The following is a 19,737-nucleotide window of genomic DNA, read 5'->3' as shown; positions in this document are numbered from 1 at the left end:
TGTCCTAGCCATTTCAGTTATTGTTTAACCTCATTGATTAAATACCACGTCCTTATCTGTCACTGTTCCTGCCTCCACTTGAGTTGCATATACTCGCTGTCATGCGGAATTGTCAGTGCCAGACCAAACTGAGCACACCATGCTTCAACCCATAGAAGACAAGCGTAGCGCGTCAGTGTAATTTGAATCTATTGTGTTACGTGAAATTTAAATGATGTAATTAACTGATTTTATTTAAGAAGAGAAGTTAATCACAATTCTTTTGAGGTATCTCTATTTACACTTGAATAGATAAATTATTCTGTTATATCTTATTCGGTATATGTACTTACGGTAAGTCGTTGTCATTGATAAGAAACAGGTTTTAGTCGGCTTAGCTTCTCAGATGTAATGAGATCGTAGCTATTAATTTAACTGTGGCACGGAATCCTAAATTTTCTTTGCTTCTGATGAATGGAAAGAGCAAATATGGTGAAAAAAACTATGTTACTGGCTTTGGCTGCTTTTTTAGGTGCGGGTATCGTAATACTAATCCAGTGGATGCGTCCCCCCACAGAAGATCCTTACTTTTTTTTAAATCCTAAACCAACTACACTTGGTGGTTACCACGCGATCGAAGCTCCGATTAAGCTGTATGAAAAAGGGGAAAAAGTAGATTTGGTGTTTTGGAAGGTTCCTCAACCTAAACCTAAACTTCTCTATCTTATTCCTGCTAATACTCCATCACCTAAAATTAGTTTGAATATTAAAAAACGCGAAAATTCTAATTTAGGGTTCTATGTTAGTGACATATTTAGAGGAAGCAGCCCTATACATAACCTTAAAGGAAAGCCTATTTTTGATATAAAAATATATAAAATAAATGATGATTTAACAGAAAGCATAGTATATGAAAAAACTCACACAAGAGTAACTTCTTCATCTGGGTGGTCAGGTAATAATTTATTTGGTTTAGTGGATTTTGGATCCCCATATCAATATGGGCAATATCGGTTGACAGTGGAAGTACTAGCTGATTTGTCAGCATTAAAAATGAATGACTTAAGTTATTCCATTTATATTGATCAGAGATCAATATAAATGGATTTAAAAAATGACACCAAAAAACACGACAGAAGAATTATTAATAGAAATTGCTAACGACAATACTCTTTCAAAAGAAAATAAAGAAAAACGTATCAATGCCAGTGCTTATCCTGATCAAAAAACAAATTATGCCGCAGGAAAACCATGTGCTACGTGTGCACCTCCACAAGCAAGACCCGAATTTGTAGAAAATTTAATTAAATCTTTAGACAAAAGGTATATCGTTATTATTTACGCAGCGCATCCGGGCACGCCTCTTAATAACGATGATGGAACGCCTCACTTTGAAAAAGGTGAAAGAGTAACATCGGCGGCTGGACATATGTGGTATGAAATTTCAGACAGTTATGTTAATGACTCCTATGGATTTGCACCTATTGTATCAGGAATTACGGGAGCAGGTAGGGTGACAAAAGAAGATACAATACATTATGAAAATCCACGATATAGTCGTACCATGGAAATTGCAGAAGAACACTATAATAAATTGAAGAAATACGGCGAATTAGCTAAAAGTGGAAATAACCCAGATTTTAATCTTGGATATAATGGTGCGACGAATAGTTGTATTGATTTTACTTGGAAAGCACTTCGCAGTGCAGGACTCATACCCGAAATAACATGGAATGACTTTACTGGAATTAATAAAATCAATAAAATATTTAAAAAATTTGATGGTGATTTTAAGGTGGATAATAACATCCCGCATATAAAATCAATTCCTGCGCCATTCCCTGATAGTGAGCTAAATAAACAACATTACAATAAACCGCCTAAAAAAACACTATCACAAATAATACTTACTCAAACAAATAGCAATAAAACAGATATTAAAATCAGCTAAATGGAAATATCTCTTGAATTCATAGAGTCGTAGTGAACTAATAAATTGATCCACCCCAATATCATGGAGAGCACAAATGAGCAGGGTAATAGATAAAATCAACCAACTATTTGATCGCTCAGGGTTAAGATTTACACTGATTACGGAAAACTTACCCGAACAAACCTTTGCTGTTGTCGATTTTTCCCTACATGAATCACTATCTTCTCCCTTCCGACTGGAAGCCACTCTAACCTGTAAAAGCCCGGAGATTGACTTTGCCAATGTTCTCGACAGTAATGCCGCTTTTGCCGTACATCGCAATGGACAAGTTGAACGACAAATCACAGGGATGGTCACTCAATTTTCATTGATTTCCACCGGACGTCATGTTAGTCATTATCGTATCACTATTCAACCTCCGTTATGGCGTACTTCTCTGCGGGTCAATAGCCGGATTTTCCAAAATCAGTCCGTTGTGGATATTGTGGAAAGCCTGCTCAGGGAAAACGGTGTACGCAGTTTTTTCTTTGCTCTGGGTTATAAACATCCACCACGGGAATTTTGTGTTCAGTACGATGAAAGTGATTTGGCCTTTATTCAACGCTTACTGGCTGATGAGGGTATTTTTTACTATTTCGTTTTCGATCAGGAGCAGCACGAGCAACGCATCATATTTCACGATTCCAGTCTGTCCCTTAATCAGGTCATTAGCGTTCCTTATCGCCCCGAAGCTGACGTCACAGGTGAAACAACCTGTATTCACCAATTTAGCTGGTCAGAGCGTGTTGGTGTTGCCAATATCACCACTAAAGACAGAACGTTTAAGAACCCCCGCTGGAACCGTGAGTTCTGGTATGAAGGGCGCAATCTAAATAATCAGCGGATCTTGAACAGCTATCATTATTACGATTTCCCCAGCCGCTTTAAGGACGATGATCTAGGCCAGCGGGCAAGCCAGTATCGTCTTGAATACCTGCGACGGGATACTCAGCTTGGCAACGGCCATGGAGACTGTTTTGCCATGTGGCCGGGGCAACTGTTTAACCTGACGGATCATCCCAGGGAAACTTTCAACGACCAATGGCAGCTTATCCACATTACTCATTCTGGTCGCCAGCCACAAGCAGATAAAACCCAATCCGGTGATGGTGGGACATGGCTGTCCAACCAATTTACCTTCACCACCCGAAAAAATTCTTACCGCCCTTCCCCCTATCCCAAACCCAGAATGGAAGGCCCACATATTGCCACTGTCGTTGGGCCTGAAGGAGAAGAAATCTTCTGTGATGAACATGGGCGTGTTCGTATACAGTTTGACTGGGACAGGTATGGTGAATTCAATGACCAAAGTTCTTGCTGGGTACGTGTCAGTCAAGCCTGGGCTGGACAATTAATGGGAATGATTGCTATTCCCCGTATTGGTCATGAGGTGTTGGTTGATTTTATCCACGGCGATCCCGACCAACCGATTATTGTCGGGCGAGCTTATCACGCGAACAACATTCCACCAAACCGCCTGCCTATGGCAAAAACTCAGATGTCGATACGTTCAAAAACCCACAAAGGCGAAGGGTTTAACGAATTACGTTTTGAAGATGAGAAAGATCGCGAAGAAATCTTTATTCATGCTCAAAAGAATCTGGCCATTCAAGTGCGCAATTCGCGGAGTGAACGTATTAACTACGACCGCACAACCAGTATTGGTCACGATGATGAGCTGGTGATAGCTAATAATCGCAAGATTACCGTTGAAGGTCAGCAGGATCATAAAACCACCGGCAACTATATTGAGCAAATTGATGGTGACCGTTCATTACAAATCAAAGGTGACCTGGCCGAAAAAATTCAAGGTATCGTCAGTGTTGATGCGCAAGGAGATCTGACACTACAAAGTGGCAGCAAACTTACCCTTCGTGTTGGCGGGAGTTTTATTGTGCTTCATGGCGGCGGCATTGATATCAAAGGCATAGCTATTAATCTGAATTCCGGTGGTAGTCCCGGTGATTTACTTGCACCCGCTAACCCCGCCATTCTACTTGCAGCGGCAAGTGAAGGTTCAATGTTCGTCGCCCACTGCCCAATGAAAGATAAGGAGAATCAAGAATGAGCCAAGAAACCCTTTACGCTATTATTGACGGTGCAGCAGAACCTGACCTATTTTTGATGCTTGAACATTATGATCCACCCTCCACCTGCCTCTATGGTGAACCTCTCCAACCAGAATTAGTTAAAATTGCGCCTTATCTGGTTCAAGTAAATGAAAAAGTTAAAATTTGGCTGGAGTGCCGTAGAACACCGTGGGGAGTCTTCGTTCACAGCGAAGCAAACATGAAAACCGTTCGACAACATTTACGTAAATACCTGCAAGTATTGCTTCCTCAGCAGGATAAACCTGTATTTTTCCGTTTTTACGATCCGCGTAATATCTGGGATTTTCTTGATGTACTGAGTGACTGGGAAATTCATTGTTTTTTAGGACCGATTCAAAAAGTAGCGACAGATTACCAAAGTGAATATAAAGAAGATAATTTCCTAAAAATTAGAGAAAAATACCCTGATAATGCCAAAGGAAGATATAAGATTTTCAAAATCAGCGAAGAACAGTATGAGTTAATAGGAATAAAGCAAAAAGAAAAATATTTACAAAAACTTTATTCGATTTTGCTATCTGAATTGGCAGAGCTGAGAAAAAGCATAAGTATCGTCAATTCCATGCCATTTTTAGCTTTTTTCTATGATCACCTGCTTTCCGAAAAAATCACTGACACGGGCTCTATAGAAGGAATTCTTAATAAAGTGATTAGAGAAGATAGTTTTGACATTGATAATTTTGATAAATCAATCTTATCCAGTCTTGTTGATGATGGTACTCCCGGCTGGTATAGAGCTAATAAATTTATTGATAACATTTAACCGGATGTCACTACTTCCTTGGGAACTTGCAAATATGTTTCCATTTTCTAATATCCATGGAGAAAAACAGTATGGGAAATGCAGTCAAAATCGGTGATATTGGCACAAAACATGGTGATTGTCCGGCAACACCCGTTATTGCTGGTGCCAGTAGCGTCAAAGTTGATGGTGTTTATCTCGCTCGGCAGGGAGATGCTCTGCAATCACATTCATCTCATTCGCGAACGATAGCAAGCGGATCGGGATCAGTTTTTATTGAGGGGAAACCGGCTGCCAGAACGGGTGATACGGTTGATTGTGGTGGTGTTGTTATCGGTGGAGGCAGCGTAAATATTGGTTGAGGATATTTAATAAATCAGTTAGTCTGAAACGAATTACCGACCACCACAGATGGTCACATAGCTGTAATGGCAAAAAAACTCCCGTAGCCTGAAAGGGAGAGCAAAACTGCGGTACATCTGCACACCTTTGGAAGCAGATATTGTCAGACATAAACCCCTTGTCTGGTGATGAAGGTTTTTTAAACTAAAAATACACCCCAAAAGGTGTTTTTATATTGCCACCGAATCGAAGTGTGTTGGATATTGATTAATGCACTGACGTTTCAAATCAACATAACCCCTATTTTCATTTATCTTCAATGAACAACAGGATGGTTTCCGTCCGCCCAGTTCATATTTCTCACTATTTCTGTTTGAAATATTCAGCAAACAATTTTTCCACGCCCAAACAATTAACTCATTGTACCCGTTTGATACTGAACCTTGCGGCGTTTTGCCGTACCTGTGGGCATTTCAACGCTTGTACGACTTTTGCTGACCGTTCGCGGAACTCAAGGCGTCACTTTTTGCCGGTTTACCGCTGAAAGTGACGCCGCAGCCAAAGAATAATCGAACCCTGACAGGCTCACGCCTGCTTCACCACGCAGTGAATCTGACACTGCATTTTTAGATTGAAAAAGGAGAACTTGACGATATCGAGGCTGGCATTTGGCCGGTGGGGATGACCTGTTAACACAGGCGGCAGTACCGCGTACTCAACCGATACCCCGCAATACCTCAACCTGCGTTCACTCTGGCGCACAGATATTCGTCAAGGGCAAAACCGGTGCTTTCTGTTTTGCCGCACTGACGCGCGCCAGAGATCGCATATCGTTAGGTATCAACAGGGAAAATGAGATGAGTCGATTGATGAAAGAATTAAAGTTTTTTGCCCGACAAGGTGGCGGCAGTCATAAGACCTGCCATGATCGTATTCGGATTGCAGGACGTTTGGGTGGGTTGTTATTGAGCCTGAATATTCAGGTGAAAAGCCTTAAGAGTTTGAAAGCCAAACATGTAGAGCAGTACGTTGATACCCGTTTATCTCAGGGGATTGCCAAACGAACAGTACAAAATGAAATGTCCGCGTTGCGTAATATCTTCCGCATGGCAGGCCGGGAAAAATTGGAAACTTCGCCGCGTTTGAGCAATCAGGCATTGGGATTAAGCGGCACCAGCCGCGCCGGAACTAAGCAGGCGATCCCTGATACTACGTTTCAGGTTGTTTATCAGAAAGCACTTGAACGTGATGCTGGATTTGCCGTCACCTTAAAACTTGCCCGATTGTTGGGATTACGTTCTCAGGAAGTAGTACAATGCAGTGCATCATTGAAAAGCTGGCGCAAACAATTAGAACAGCCAGAGCCGAAACTGCATGTTGTTTTCGGTACAAAAGGCGGCCGGCCAAGACAAACCCGTGTATTGGATGTTGCAGCAGTAAAAGAAGCTGTCGAGCAGGCCATGGCTATTGCAGAGCAACGTGGCGGCAGATTGTTTGATAAACCGGATCTCAAACAGGCCATGAATTACTGGCGGACACATACCACAAAGATTGGTTTAACAGGCCGCTATTCTCCTCATAGTCTGCGCTATGCGTGGGCGCAGGATGCGCTTAATTTTTACCAAAAAAATGGTTTTAGCCGTCAGGAATCAAGAGCACTGGTATCAATGGATTTGGGGCACGGTGATGGTCGCGGGCGTTACGTTGAACGGGTTTATAGTCGTTCAACTTAGCCGTTCGGTTATTGAGTTAGATAAAACAATCAGTTAAGTATTCCCGCCATTAGCAAAATCTAGTGGTCAGGGCTTCGCATCCCTGTAGTATCCAAACACTGGTAGGATGTTTCTACCAGTGCGTCTGCTATCACCCTTTCAATGGTGATTCAGGCAGGGGAGGCTTCGGCCTCACCGGTGGATACTCCGGTAATGCGAACCTTGCTTGAATCACCGCCATCAATATTAATTAATGGAAGGGGTAGCAGGAATGAATAACAACATTAGAACTGACTGGCATCAGGCCGATATCATCGCAGCATTACGTAAGCGTGGTACAACCTTAGCGGCTGTTTCTCGAGAAGCGGGGCTCAGTTCATCAACATTGGCAAATGCATTCAGCAGGCCGTGGCCTAAAGGTGAATGGATTATCGCAAATTACCTTGGCATCCATCCCTCAGAGATCTGGCCTAGTCGGTATTTCGATTCTTATACTGGAGAATTATTAGAAAGGAAAGCCCGTTCTAAGCCACAGGAATAACTGACTTTAATTTGTGATCGATTTCGTAAAAATGATAAATTTTAATATGAAGCCCTGAGCGTGAAATGGCAGCCCAATTTGACCATTTTTAACCCTCACGGCTTTTTTTCTTTAATGTAAAGATGAAAAATAGTTACAAACCAAATTTTCTCGCGCAACATTGCAAATTTTTATTGTGAAACTCTTTCACAAATCTCCAGAGCCCAGTAGAGTTCTCATCCCTCTCATGTCTTCTGAAGATCGAATATAATTCTTTTATTTATTTTTATCGTGACACATCTTATAAAAGATTTATTGTGATATGTCACGAACTTTAATTTTTCATATCAATCGGAAGACAGTTGTAGCTATATTACAAAGTGTTACAGCATAACCTCAAGTTAATAAATATAATACAAGAAAGATACCGACCCAGATATAAAGCACATAGTGGTATTTCTTTGTTTTCAAGTATTAAATTGTTATAACTCCACGTTCAACCTGATCTCGCTCAATGGATTCAAATAATGCTTTGAAATTACCCTCTCCGAATCCCTGGTCTCCTTTACGTTGGATAAATTCAAAAAACACTGGACCTAATAGATTAGCTGAGAATATTTGTAATAGTAAGCGGGGCGTTCCATTTTCGATAGAACCATCCAAGAGAATACCTCTTCTTTGAAGTAGCTTAGGATCCTCACCATTATTAGGTATGCGCTCAGCAAGCATTTTATAATAACTTTCTGGAGGAGCTTTCATAAGTGGAACCCCTGCTTCAATTAGTTTATCCACACTATGAAAAATATCATCAGTAAGTAATGCTATATGTTGAATACCTTCTCCATTGAATTTCATTAAAAATTCTTCTATTTGACCAGGACCTTTATCTGATTCTTCATTAAGAGGTATTCGGATCTTACCATCAGGTGCAGTCATTGCCTTAGAAACTAAACCTGTGTATTCACCTTTAATATCAAAGTATCTAATTTCACGAAAATTAAATACACTCTCATAAAAATTTGCCCAAAAGATCATACGACCTCGGTAGACATTATGAGTAAGATGGTCAACTTTTGTAAAGCCATAGCCTCTTGGATACTTATCTATACCATCTAGATATTGAAAATCAATGTCATATATTGAAATTATTTCTTTAGAGTCATCAATCAAATATAGTGTCGTACCACCAATACCACGAATAGCAGGCAGACGTAGTTCCATCGGACCAGTAGGAATTTCGATAGGTTGTGCTCCTAATTCTATAGCCCGGTTATAGGCCTGATGAGCATCTTTGACACGAAAAGCTAAGCCACAGGCACCTGAACCATGTTCAGAAGCAAAATAAGCAGCGGCACTTTGAGGCTCTCTATTGACAATGAAGTTAATTTCACCTTGACGGTACAAAGAAACATTTTTAGAACGATGTCGGGCTATTTCAATGAACCCTAATAGTTCGAAAGTACGTTCAAGTAAATCTGGTTCTGGTGATGAAAACTCGATAAATTCAAATCCATTTAATCCCATTGGATTTTCGAAAATATCAGTCATAATTCCTCCTAATAATTAACAAGAAAATTTACAGAGTATAATCCCACCTATAAATATAGGAGACAAAATAATATTCAACAATAGAGTTACAGCTGATATTTAAATGAAATTCAAACCCAACAAATAGAAATAAGTAATTATAAAAACCACATATTTAGTTTATTTTAATATTTTGAAAAACTTTAGATAAGGTTTATTTTTTATTTTTCACATCAGTAGGATAGCTATCGAAATTCCCACCTTCTAATTCGATGTAGGATTTATATTTTTTACGAATCTCAGCTAATTCACTGGCTGAAAGTGGAATTACCGGATCGCCAGAGGGAACTGATGTTGCCCTAACATATTCTTCAAATCCGGGGGTAGTAAAAATCCATATTATCGTTGCAGTTGTATTACCTCTATTTTCGAACCCCATCCACGTATTTTCTGGAGCATAGGCCATTCCACCTGCACTTAAAGCACGCCTTTCATTGCCTATGTCAGCAATTACAGAGCCTGATTGTACGATTATTAGCTCTTCTGAATGTGTATGACGATGACGAGGAATAACCTTTCCTGGAGGAATATCCTCAGTACCAACAGAAAATCTTTTTGCTCCAGTAGTAACAGGATCTACCTTAATTGTTAAAGGATATCCCCAACGCCTGGTTAATTGCTCCCCCTCTTCTACTGATAGAATAGCTGGTGTTTGTTCTTTAATATTGTTGTTTGGATAACTACTCATGATGTTAATTTCCTTTGCTTTTTTGCTTCTTAAATGGGTCGTTTCTATTAACACATAAAACAACAAATCACACTCAATTATTAATATAGTCTCAATTCAACAAAAATAAAAATTTTCCTCAGAGAATACTCTGAAAAAATAATTAATTATAATTATCAACCATATGAAATGTGGTTAAATGTCTAGTGTAAAATAAATTTATTACCTATATAAATAAAACACCTATATTCAATTAACACCTTTATCACTTTGTCGTTCATAAGGAGACAGTCATCTCTCCCCCTATCAGCAGTGTATTGAAAATATATGATTTATTTCAATAAAGAGAGGCCATCATAATGAACAATGTCACACCTATTAACATCATCAGTTCAATCAATAAAAAATGCAATACTATCCAGACAGGGCTTAATGCGACAGAACCATTCATTGTTATTATACTATTAATATAAATGTATCTACTCAACGCCAAATTGTATTAATAAGATTACGCAGGGTATTAGTACAGGAAGTTACGCTTTAAAATTTTAATTTCTAACCACAGTATCTATGCTTCGTAATTCTTTTACAAAAATGGAGAACTATGAAAATCAATAAAGTGGCGCTTTTCGCTGCATTCCATTGAGGAATAATTTTTATTGACACAATTTTATCAACCCATGCAAAAATGAGGCTAGCGTGAAGAATCGCACTATTGGTAGTACTTTTATCATAGCCAGCACGACTATTGGAGCAGGAATGCTAGCTATGCCACTGGCTGCAGCAGGTGTCGGTTTTGGAACGACACTGATTATGTTAATCGTACTGTGGGCATTGATGTGCTATACCGGACTCCTGCTGGTAGAAGTTTATCAACATAATAAGGCCAGTACCGGTCTGGGAACGATTGCAAAACACTACTTAGGTACCGGTGGGCAGGTATTAGCGAGCTTCAGTATGCTATTCCTGATGTATGCTCTGACAACGGCATATATCAGCGGGGCTGGTGAATTGTTGGCTGTCAGCCTGTCTTCTTGGCTGGGTAAAAAAATATCTGTTTCCATTGGGATCATTGCGTTTACGATAATTTTCGGTGGTGTCGTATGTATCAGCACCCAATCCGTTGATTTTATTAATCGTTTAGTGTTTACTGCCAAAATCGTGTTTCTGGTGATAGTACTCAGCGTGATGATGCCTCATGTTGATAAAATCAATCTCATATCAATGCCGTTAGAACAAGGGCTTGTGTTATCTGCCATCCCGGTGATTTTTACTTCATTCGGCTTTCACGGAAGTGTACCGAGTATCGTTTCCTATATAGGAGGGGATACAAATAAACTACGAAAAATAATTATTATCGGTAGTGCTATTCCCTTGTGTGCTTATATTCTGTGGCAATTAGTCACTCTTGGGGCAATTTCTTCCAAAACCTTTGTTGGAATCCTTGCTCAACAATCTGGATTAAATGGTTTATTGCAAGCCATAAGGGAAATTGTTATTTCACCAAGAATGGAACTTTCCGCCCGTCTGTTTGCTGACCTTGCATTGGTAACTTCATTTCTGGGTGTTTCACTCGGCCTGTTTGATTATCTTGCCGACCTACTGAAACGCCGCAACCATACCATCGGACGTTTGCAAACTGGCCTGATAACATTTCTTCCACCTATGTTATGTGCCCTATTTTACCCTAACTTTGTTATGGCATTATCGTTCGCCGCTGTTGCGTTATCAATTCTGGCGTTACTACTGCCTTGCCTGTTGGTCTGGCGTTGTCGTAAAGAAAATCAAGGAGGATATCGTGTTAAAGGCCGTAATCCAACGTTGATACTAGTTTTTCTTTGTGGCCTTACGGTAATTGCTATTCAGATTGGTATTGTTAGCGGAGCACTTCCGGAAATAGGCTAATAAAAAACATTTCCACATTTTCAATGATGCGGTCATGATGGCTTAGAAAAAGTAATGCATCGCTTTAATGAATGTTCCTATCACTTAACCCTTGCCTCAGAAATGATCTTTTAGCTTTAATTATAAATAGGAGTTTTAACCATGAGTTCACTCACAGGTAAAGTTGCTCTCATTACTGGTGGCAGCCGCGGTATTGGTGCCGCCATTGCTCGAATACTGGCTGCACATGGCGCAGATGTTGCTATTACCTACAACACATCCAAGAACAAAGCAGAAGCAGTTGCGGCAGAGATCCACACACTCGGTCAACGAGCTGAAATCATTGCTGCCGATGCCTACGATGTCAAGCAAATGATTTCCGCTGTAGATACGGCAGTCGCTAAACTTGGGCAACTCGACATTCTGGTCAACAATGCTGGCAATTTTCTGACAGGCACTATTGATTCACTTACACCGGACGATTTTGAGCGCACAATATCAGTTAACCTACGAGCTGTGTTTGTTGCCATCATGCAAGCGGTCAAATATTTACCAGATGGTGGTCGTATCATTTCTCTGGGAAGCTGCCTTGCCACTCGAGCCGGACGATCGGGTATCAGCTTATATGCTACTAGTAAGTCAGCTCTGGTTGGTTTAACAAAAGGTGTAGCCCATGACCTGGGTAAACGAGGCATCACAGTCAACTTAATTAATCCTGGACCAGTCAACACCGATATGAATCCAGCCAATGGACCGCGAGCTTCATCTACATTGGCTAAACTAGCTCTCAATACCTATGGTCAACCCGAAGATATTGCTAAAACCGTATTATATTTAGCTAGTAACAGTGGGCGTTACATTACGGGCGCAGTGATTGACGTAGATGGTGGCTTCAACGCTTAAATCAATCCAAGCAGACGAAAATAGCTAATTTACCAATAGGCTATACGTATTGGGTAACCCCAGCCCTATTGAAGCAGAAATGATTATGCAGACTAACTTCTGTATAACACACTCAGTTAATTTTGAACTGATTTACGCCTATATGCATAAAGGTAGCAAAACATGATAAATACGAATGCCGCTAAAAGGGACTCATCTCCCCAGCGCTGGATTATGTTTGCCATACTGCTAGTCGGTGCATTTCTTCCTCCACTCGATTTTTTTATTGTCAATGTGGCGTTACCCGATATCAGGGATGAGCTAGGTATGAGTCCAGCAGGACAACAGCTGGTTATCTCTACTTATGCAACCATGTATGCCGTTATGTTGATTACGGGTGGTCGCCTGGGAGATATTTATGGCCGTAATCGCATCTTTTTCATCGGACTGACCGGGTTTGCTCTCGCTTCAACCTTGTGTGGCCTTGCCACGTCACCTTGGATATTAATTATCGGACGGGCCTTACAGGGACTAACTGCAGCTATCATGGCTCCACAGGCATTAGCATCAATTCAGGCCATTTTCCCTGATGCCGAAAAACCCAGAGCATTGGGAATTTATGGTGCAATATTTGGCTTGGCCTCTGTAATCGGCCAAGTATTCGGAGGAATGCTGATTTCCTTAAATATCTTTGGACTGGGGTGGAGACTCATCTTCCTTGTGAATCTACCTATTATCATTCTCGTCCTTATTTTTGGCCTTCCGTTATTACAGGAAACAAGAATACAGCGTAGCCGTCGGCTAGATCTCACTGGCGTATTACTGTCCGTGTTAACACTAGGCTGTGTAGTCATTCCATTAATTGAAGGTCGTGAAGCCGGATGGCCACTATGGGCCTGGATATCACTGGCTCTATCTCCAGTGTTGGCAGTAGTTTTCTGGCGTTATGAAACCCGCCTGGCTGCAAACGGCGGTGAACCTCTGATTAACCCAGCAGCACTCCAAACTCCTGGCCTACGCTCAGGATTAGTTGTCGCACTGCTTTTCTACTCCATTGCCGCCTTCTTTCTCCTGTTGTCCATCTACCTTCAGGGAGCACTCGATGAAACACCATTAACAGCTGGTTTGGTTTTTCTGCCTTTTGGATTGGGCTTCCTACTGGGTCCATTATCCATCCCAATTGCTGGACGATGGCTGGGTCGATTCGTTAATTCTGCTGGCATGACGCTAGAAGCAGCAGGTTTCATCGCATTGATAATCCTTATTTCCGGAACTCTACCAGACCATCCCCCGTCTGGAGTTTTGCTGGCTCTGATATTATTTTTGATCGGGTATGGTCAAGGTCTGGCTCTACCAACTCTGGTCAAGATGATTATCAGCCGTGTAGATGCAGGCTATTCTGGAATGATTTCTGGAATTATAAACTCAACACTACAAATCAGCGCAGCACTCAGCGTAGCTGTTATTGGCGGTATTTTCTTTACCGTGCTTGGCCCACGGCATGATGTATCAGCCATATCATCTGCATTTATCGCTGCCATGCTTTGTATCGCTATTCTTCTAATATTGGGCGCAATACTGAGTTTTCGGATAGTCAGACGAGAGCAGACAGAGAAATGATGGCACTGATGCAAATAGGATTTTAGCACTACAGCCATAACTGCTTTGAGCAGGCGTTCTCCCAATAGGAATAATGTGTGAGACCTTGTTTGATTTTACGGGTTGGTGCGTGGAGTAGAAGGTTTTATACAATTGTGCATAAATGGAAGAGTGTTTACCAATACTGGGCTAATAACAGTTTATAATACAAAGATAAATTGTAATATTTTGTGACTTAACAGTTAAATGAAGTCTGGTAGACTCCATTTTGTTTGGGGACTACCAGATAGCAACTTTTAGGAACTGGAAAATCGCGAATAGGAACTATTATAACCTTTTCTCTTATCCGTTTTAAAAATAATTCTTGTGACTCAAAAGGTTATTTAATAAGTATTTTTATAATCCTACTCTCTGACCAACCCTATATTATCTATATAATGTGTTCCTTCGTGTATATGCTTTGTTATTTTCACTATTCTATTATGAACTAGTGCTAATTCTAAAACCTTTAATAACTTGTCACCTGGACTTATATCTATTCCATAGGTTAGTCGACCATCCTCAAGTATTGTTCTGTTAGAACCATCTACTATTTTAACAGATATATTATTTGAAACAGGAGATGCGACATGAAGAGCAGAAACATACCCGCTAACTGAGTCTAAAATCTGTTCTCCTTCGATATTATTAGGGCTTGTCCTATTTTTATCCATTTTCAACCTCATTTAGTATCATCTGTTTTAATAATATTAAAATTATTTTTTAGAGTAAATAATCAACCATTCCTTGGTCGTTATTTATATATAATCACTGACTGTATACTTTTTTCTCTATCACTTCCATAGCCTATCACTCTTACTTTCTTGTTATAGAAAAAAGCCAATTCTAGCACCGAAAGCAATTTAGCCCCAATCACCTCGTTTATACCATAGGCTAAACGAGCATCATGAATACCTTCTCCTGTATTTATATTTATTATGTTAACTGAGATATTATCTTTATTAGGTGTTGCTACATCTAGAAAGATGATATTACCCTCTACTGTAAAATAATCATATGCTTCACTAGTATCATTATAATCCATTGTATCTTTATGCATATTAAACCTCTATCAGCATCATATATTAGAAAAGCAAAACTAGTCTTATCATGAAAAAATGATAGAAACCCTAATATATAGGAACTTCATTTAAATAGCATAAAGTCATTACCTTAATATTTGTTATATAAGTAATATGTCAATTCTCTCTTTCAGGCTTTTGTGCTGTATGAAATATTCTACCATTGTGATTTATTCTTCCTGATTAAACCCGCTCATGCGCCAAACGGCACAAAAACACCCCTTCAAACGGCAAGGTTGTTACGCTTCGGGAGGTTGCATTTTTTAGTGTTTTCATCACTATGGAGGTAGCAATTCTCAGTACATGTGCGGTATCGCTAATATCTATGCTCCCGGGGATAAACTCTCTTGCCGCCGCGACGCATCTTGAAATCCATTGTGTATAGAATAGTAATTCTCTCACCCTTAAATAATAAAAAGTGATTACTTTTATTTATCGCCTGATAAAAACCTTTCATTACTTAATGATAAAAAGGTTTCATGATTTAGATTTATTGTGCAAAAAAATTTATTTCAACTAAATATTTAATGTGAATTTGCTGGTGAAACTTTGCGTTTTATTGAGGAATGTATCTATGAAGTTTATTTTTTTGAATAAATTCAGGCGGTTTTTCATATTAATGTTTGCTTTTTTATTACCGTTTGTCGCTATGAACACATTTTCAGTGAGTGAAAGCCATCAGGATCTGACAGTAAGCACTATTTCTCCGATTGAAGACGAAGAAAATATTTCTGGTTATATAGAAAAAGATAAAGCCAGCATGATCGCACAAAATATTCAGAGGATTAGTGGCTTATTATCATCTACACCATCCCAATTGGCAGAGCAGGCTAAATCTTACGCGTTGGGCAGATTGAACGGAACAATAAATAGCGAGGTACAAGAGTGGTTGTCACAATTTGGTACAGCAAAAATTAATTTATCTGTAGATAGAAAAGGTAAACTGCATAACAGTTCATTAGACCTATTATTTCCACTTTATGATAATAAAGTAGACTGGCTGGTTTTTTCTCAGTTGGGTTATCGTAATAAAGACAGTCGAAATACGGTTAACCTCGGTTTTGGCAGCCGTTATTTCATTTCAGATTGGATGTATGGTTTTAATACTTTCTTTGATCAGGACATCACTGGCAAAAATAACCGGTTGGGATTGGGTGCAGAAGCATGGGCTGATTACCTGAAATTATCAGCCAATACCTATATTCGCCTGAGTAAATGGCGCCAGTCACGGGATGATAAACTTTGGGAAGAGCGCCCTGCTAATGGTTTTGATATCAATGGCGAGTTCTTCCTGCCTGCTTACCCGCACATCGGCAGTAAACTGGGTTACGAAAAATACTTTGGCGATGATGTGACTCTGTTCAACCGTGATACCAAACAGAAAAACCCCGGCTTTGCCAAAGTAGGCATGACTTATACACCAATTCCGCTGATAACCATGGGCATAGATTATCGGCATGGCACCAACAAACACAGCGATGCCCGCTTTCAGGCCAATTTAAATTATAGATTTGGTGTCCCGCTGAGCGTTCAGCTATCACCGGATAGCGTTTCATCAATGCGCACACTGGCCGGCAGCCGCTATGATTTAGTGGAAAGAAATAACACCATTGTGCTGGATCACAGGGAAAAACCGAGTCTGGAAATTAGATTACCGAATACCCTTCATGGAGATAGTGAAGATAAGGAAACAATAATCGCTACTGTCACGTCAAATAAACCGACTAAACCAGTGACATGGCGGGCAGAAGAAGCATTCAGCAAAAATGGTGGGAAACTTCCGAGCGCAGGTAATCCCATTGAAATTAAATTGCCCAAATATATCCCCAATGGTGTAAATAGTTACCCGATTTCTGCCACGGTGGAATTAGAGAACGGGAAACTCTCCAAAACCGCAGAAATGACTGTCACGGTTAAGGAGGTTAAATTGGAAATCACCTTACCGAAGATCCTTGATGGAGATAGTGAAGAGAAGAAAGAAGTCACTGCTACTGTCACGTCAAATAAACCGACTAAACCGGTGACATGGCAGGCAGGAGAAGCATTCAGCAAAAATGGTGGAAAACTTCCGAGTGCTGGTAATGAAATTCAAATTAAATTACCCAAATATATCCCCAACGGTGTAAATAGTTATCCGATTTCTGCCACGGTGGAATTAAAGAACGGGAAACTCTCCAAAACCGCAGAAATGACTGTTACGGTTAACGATAAAAATACTGAATTGGAAATCACCTTACCGAACACCCTTGATGGATACAGTAATCAGAATATATCAGTCACTGCTGCTGTGATTTCAAGTGAGCCGACCAAACCGGTGACATGGAAGGCAGAAGCATTCAGAAAAAATGGTGGGGAACTTCCAAGTGTTGGTAATCCCATTGAAATTAAATTGCCCAAATATATCCCCAATGGTGTAAATAGTTACCCGATTTCTGCCACGGTGGAGTTAGAAAACGGGAAACTCTCCAAAACCGCAGAAATTATTGTTACGGTTAAAGATGAAGATAAAGATACTGAATTAGAAATCACCTTACCGAATACCCTTGATGGATATGGTAATCAGAATATATCAGTCACTGCTGCTGTGGTTTCAAGTGAGCCGACCAAACCAGTGACATGGCGGGCAGAAGAAGCATTCAGCAAAAATGGTGGGGAACTTCCGAGCGCGGGTAATGAAATTCAAATTAAATTGCCTAAATATATCCCCAATGGTGTAAATAGTTACCCGATTCATGCCACGGTGGAGTTAGAAAACAGGAAACTCTCCAAAACCGCAGAAATAACTGTTACGGTTAATCCTTTTACTCCTGGAGATAAATCGTTCATAAGTGAAATGGAAGTTTCTCCAAAAGAAACTCTCTTTGGGAATGGAAAAGATGAGTATACCTACAGAGTCTTAATTGTCGATCCTGAAAACGGGCAACCACTTCGTAACTACAAACTGCTGACAAAATGGGGAATTATAGAAAATAAATTGGCGCATAATGATTTGTATTTTAAAGAACAAGAACAGGAACAAACGACAGATAATGATGGATATTTAAAAGCTTTACTGGTGAGTAAAGTGGGAGTGGATGGCGTCAAAGTCAATCTGAATATCACGACTGATGATGGTAAAACATATGCCAGTAATAGCGACAAAATGCCCGTCAATTTCAAACCGGTAGTGCAGGAAGCAGGGCTACTCATCTTCGGCCGTCATGCTCATGCGTATAAACATACTTATGCACAAGATAAACCGTATAATGTTTATGAAGGGTTAAAAATAACACTGATACACCGAAGACCAGGCCATTATCCTGTGGTTATTGCCAGCAATGACGATGGTATTGAATATGACACGTCTTCTGATCTCGTGAAAATAGTGAATAAAAAAATTACTTTTCCTTTTGAAACTTTTAGCTCATCTAAAACCGCAACAGTTATTGCAACAGTGACTAAAGCCAAGTCGGGAGCTAAATATGCGTATACATATACATTCAATCCAAAGAAGTATGTTTTTAGCCCGGATGTTGGTAATAACGGAAAAGTAAAACTGGGAGATAATAGTATAAATAACACATGTGACAATCTTGATCTTCAATATTCAAAGGGACGTCAAGCTGAATCAATGACTGAGGAGAATGTTATTGAAGAGTCAACTAACAGTAACTCTTTGGGGCGAGAATATCCTTATGCTTCTGAATATCCTTATGCACCTTTAGAGGGCTTCTCTGGCTTTGGTTTTTTGCCTTATCTGGGGCAGCCAAAGGATCTGAAAGTAAAAATAAAAAGTAAAGACAAAACAGGAAAGTTTATTTTATATCACTATTATGAACAGGGTGGTTTAATTGAATTCAATCCTGATGCTTCTAATGATTTCGGTAGATTACTGTGTCAATTGAAAGAGTGAGTGTATGGTTAATGTAAATTAATCTAACACATTGAATTAAATTCAATATTTTTAGGTTAAATCGCGTTTTTGTTAAAGGCCGCCTAGTGCGGTCTTTTTACTTTTTGGCGGGATATCCAAATTTACCACAGCATAACAGCTCAGGATGATTCACTTAATACAACAGAACCGTTTTGACACAAAAACAGCAAATAATCAATAATGATAATTATATTGATAATCATTTCTATTTGCAATATTGTAGTAGCGTTTTCTTCTTCAGGAGATCATACCTCTTCATGATAAATGTTTTATCAAATTGGGTTTCCAGCGCCGCCTGTAAGCAGCACAAATTAATTGATGGTTATTAGATTATTTTTATAAGGCAAAGTCAGACGGTGTTTGATTATGTTTAAGATAAGAAAAAAACTTGTGATGAAACTCATCGCTCTATGCGAAAAATTTGGGATTCAGGTGGTGATGTTTTCAACATCTATTCTATCTGACGGAGCGTATGTAGTTAGCGAGGGATTAGCATCGTGAGAGTTACAACCTCAGCGCTGAAAATTTCCGTAAAGAGGCGTGTTTCCCCTACTTTTGCCGCAGCATTTTCTCCACAGCCAGCTATAACAGATAACATCTGGTATCCGACACTACTGGCGGTTGGCATTTTCTTTGCCAGCGGTATTTTCCTCCTCTCCGGTATGGAGAAAAAACTGACCATTATACTAACAAGAGGGACCTGATT

16 protein-coding genes and 1 pseudogene are annotated in these 19,737 nt (G+C 39.8%); 12 read left to right on the top strand and 5 right to left on the bottom strand.

Translation table 11 applies throughout. The annotated features are described in order from the left end of the window. Positions 1-59: 59 nt before the first annotated feature. Positions 60-149 (bottom strand): annotated as a pseudogene (locus tag AACS92_RS02450) (hypothetical protein); the annotation flags it as partial. Positions 150-468: 319 nt separating this feature from the next. On the opposite strand from AACS92_RS02450, the gene AACS92_RS02445 reads away from it, so the two are divergent. From AACS92_RS02445 to AACS92_RS02415, 7 genes are all read left to right on the top strand, one after another. Then, positions 469-1,080: a hypothetical protein gene (locus tag AACS92_RS02445; protein WP_099109782.1), complete on the top strand. Its 612-nt coding sequence runs from the start codon at positions 469-471 to the stop codon at positions 1,078-1,080. 13 nt (positions 1,081-1,093) lie between these two features. Further along, positions 1,094-1,930 (top strand): hypothetical protein, encoded by an 837-nt coding sequence (locus AACS92_RS02440; RefSeq protein WP_099109781.1) that lies wholly within the window; start codon positions 1,094-1,096, stop codon positions 1,928-1,930. Between the two features lie 76 nt (positions 1,931-2,006). Continuing rightward, on the top strand, positions 2,007-4,019 hold the full coding sequence (gene tssI, locus AACS92_RS02435) for a type VI secretion system Vgr family protein (RefSeq protein ID WP_099109780.1): 2,013 nt from the start codon (positions 2,007-2,009) through the stop codon (positions 4,017-4,019). Beyond that, positions 4,016-4,825, top strand: a complete 810-nt coding sequence (locus tag AACS92_RS02430; RefSeq protein ID WP_099109779.1) for a DUF4123 domain-containing protein — start codon at positions 4,016-4,018, stop codon at positions 4,823-4,825. The genes tssI and AACS92_RS02430 overlap by 4 nt, the downstream gene beginning before the upstream one ends. 71 nt (positions 4,826-4,896) lie before the next feature. Next, on the top strand, positions 4,897-5,166 hold the full coding sequence (locus tag AACS92_RS02425; protein ID WP_099109778.1) for a type VI secretion system PAAR protein: 270 nt from the start codon (positions 4,897-4,899) through the stop codon (positions 5,164-5,166). An 837-nt stretch (positions 5,167-6,003) separates the two neighbouring features. Next, complete coding sequence (locus AACS92_RS02420) at positions 6,004-6,879, top strand: integrase domain-containing protein (RefSeq protein WP_099109883.1); 876 nt, start codon at positions 6,004-6,006, stop codon at positions 6,877-6,879. 250 nt (positions 6,880-7,129) lie between these two features. After that, complete coding sequence (locus AACS92_RS02415) at positions 7,130-7,399, top strand: helix-turn-helix domain-containing protein (RefSeq protein WP_099109777.1); 270 nt, start codon at positions 7,130-7,132, stop codon at positions 7,397-7,399. 453 nt (positions 7,400-7,852) lie between these two features. Here AACS92_RS02415 and hppD read toward each other — a convergent pair whose 3' ends face one another. Continuing rightward, positions 7,853-8,926: a 4-hydroxyphenylpyruvate dioxygenase gene (gene hppD, locus AACS92_RS02410; RefSeq protein WP_099109776.1), complete on the bottom strand. Its 1,074-nt coding sequence runs from the start codon at positions 8,924-8,926 to the stop codon at positions 7,853-7,855. 193 nt (positions 8,927-9,119) lie between these two features. Next, on the bottom strand, positions 9,120-9,653 hold the full coding sequence (locus AACS92_RS02405) for a cupin domain-containing protein (protein ID WP_099109775.1): 534 nt from the start codon (positions 9,651-9,653) through the stop codon (positions 9,120-9,122). A gap of 678 nt (positions 9,654-10,331) precedes the next feature. Here AACS92_RS02405 and tyrP point away from each other — a divergent pair. From tyrP to AACS92_RS02390, 3 genes are all read left to right on the top strand, one after another. Then, positions 10,332-11,537, top strand: a complete 1,206-nt coding sequence (gene tyrP / locus AACS92_RS02400) for a tyrosine transporter TyrP (protein ID WP_099109774.1) — start codon at positions 10,332-10,334, stop codon at positions 11,535-11,537. Positions 11,538-11,678: 141 nt separating this feature from the next. Beyond that, entirely contained in the window at positions 11,679-12,419 is a 741-nt protein-coding gene (locus tag AACS92_RS02395) for an SDR family NAD(P)-dependent oxidoreductase (protein ID WP_099109773.1), read from the top strand. A gap of 162 nt (positions 12,420-12,581) precedes the next feature. Further along, on the top strand, positions 12,582-14,018 hold the full coding sequence (locus tag AACS92_RS02390) for an MFS transporter (RefSeq protein ID WP_206602243.1): 1,437 nt from the start codon (positions 12,582-12,584) through the stop codon (positions 14,016-14,018). 383 nt (positions 14,019-14,401) lie between these two features. Here the strand turns inward: AACS92_RS02390 and AACS92_RS02385 are convergent, their stop codons facing one another. Both AACS92_RS02385 and AACS92_RS02380 read right to left on the bottom strand, forming a co-directional pair. Beyond that, on the bottom strand, positions 14,402-14,710 hold the full coding sequence (locus AACS92_RS02385; protein ID WP_099109772.1) for a hypothetical protein: 309 nt from the start codon (positions 14,708-14,710) through the stop codon (positions 14,402-14,404). An 80-nt stretch (positions 14,711-14,790) separates the two neighbouring features. Beyond that, positions 14,791-15,096: a hypothetical protein gene (locus tag AACS92_RS02380; protein WP_099109771.1), complete on the bottom strand. Its 306-nt coding sequence runs from the start codon at positions 15,094-15,096 to the stop codon at positions 14,791-14,793. Positions 15,097-15,692: 596 nt separating this feature from the next. On the opposite strand from AACS92_RS02380, the gene AACS92_RS02375 reads away from it, so the two are divergent. Further along, entirely contained in the window at positions 15,693-19,010 is a 3,318-nt protein-coding gene (locus tag AACS92_RS02375) for an inverse autotransporter beta domain-containing protein (RefSeq protein ID WP_099109770.1), read from the top strand. A 518-nt stretch (positions 19,011-19,528) separates the two neighbouring features. Next, positions 19,529-19,735: a hypothetical protein gene (locus AACS92_RS02370; protein WP_099109769.1), complete on the top strand. Its 207-nt coding sequence runs from the start codon at positions 19,529-19,531 to the stop codon at positions 19,733-19,735. Positions 19,736-19,737: the final 2 nt, after the last annotated feature.

The sequence above is a fragment of the Xenorhabdus sp. KJ12.1 genome, from assembly GCF_963876495.1.
GTDB lineage: Bacteria > Pseudomonadota > Gammaproteobacteria > Enterobacterales > Enterobacteriaceae > Xenorhabdus > Xenorhabdus stockiae.
Note: the sequence above shows the minus strand (reverse complement) of the source record. Positions and strands in the feature narration are given on the sequence as shown.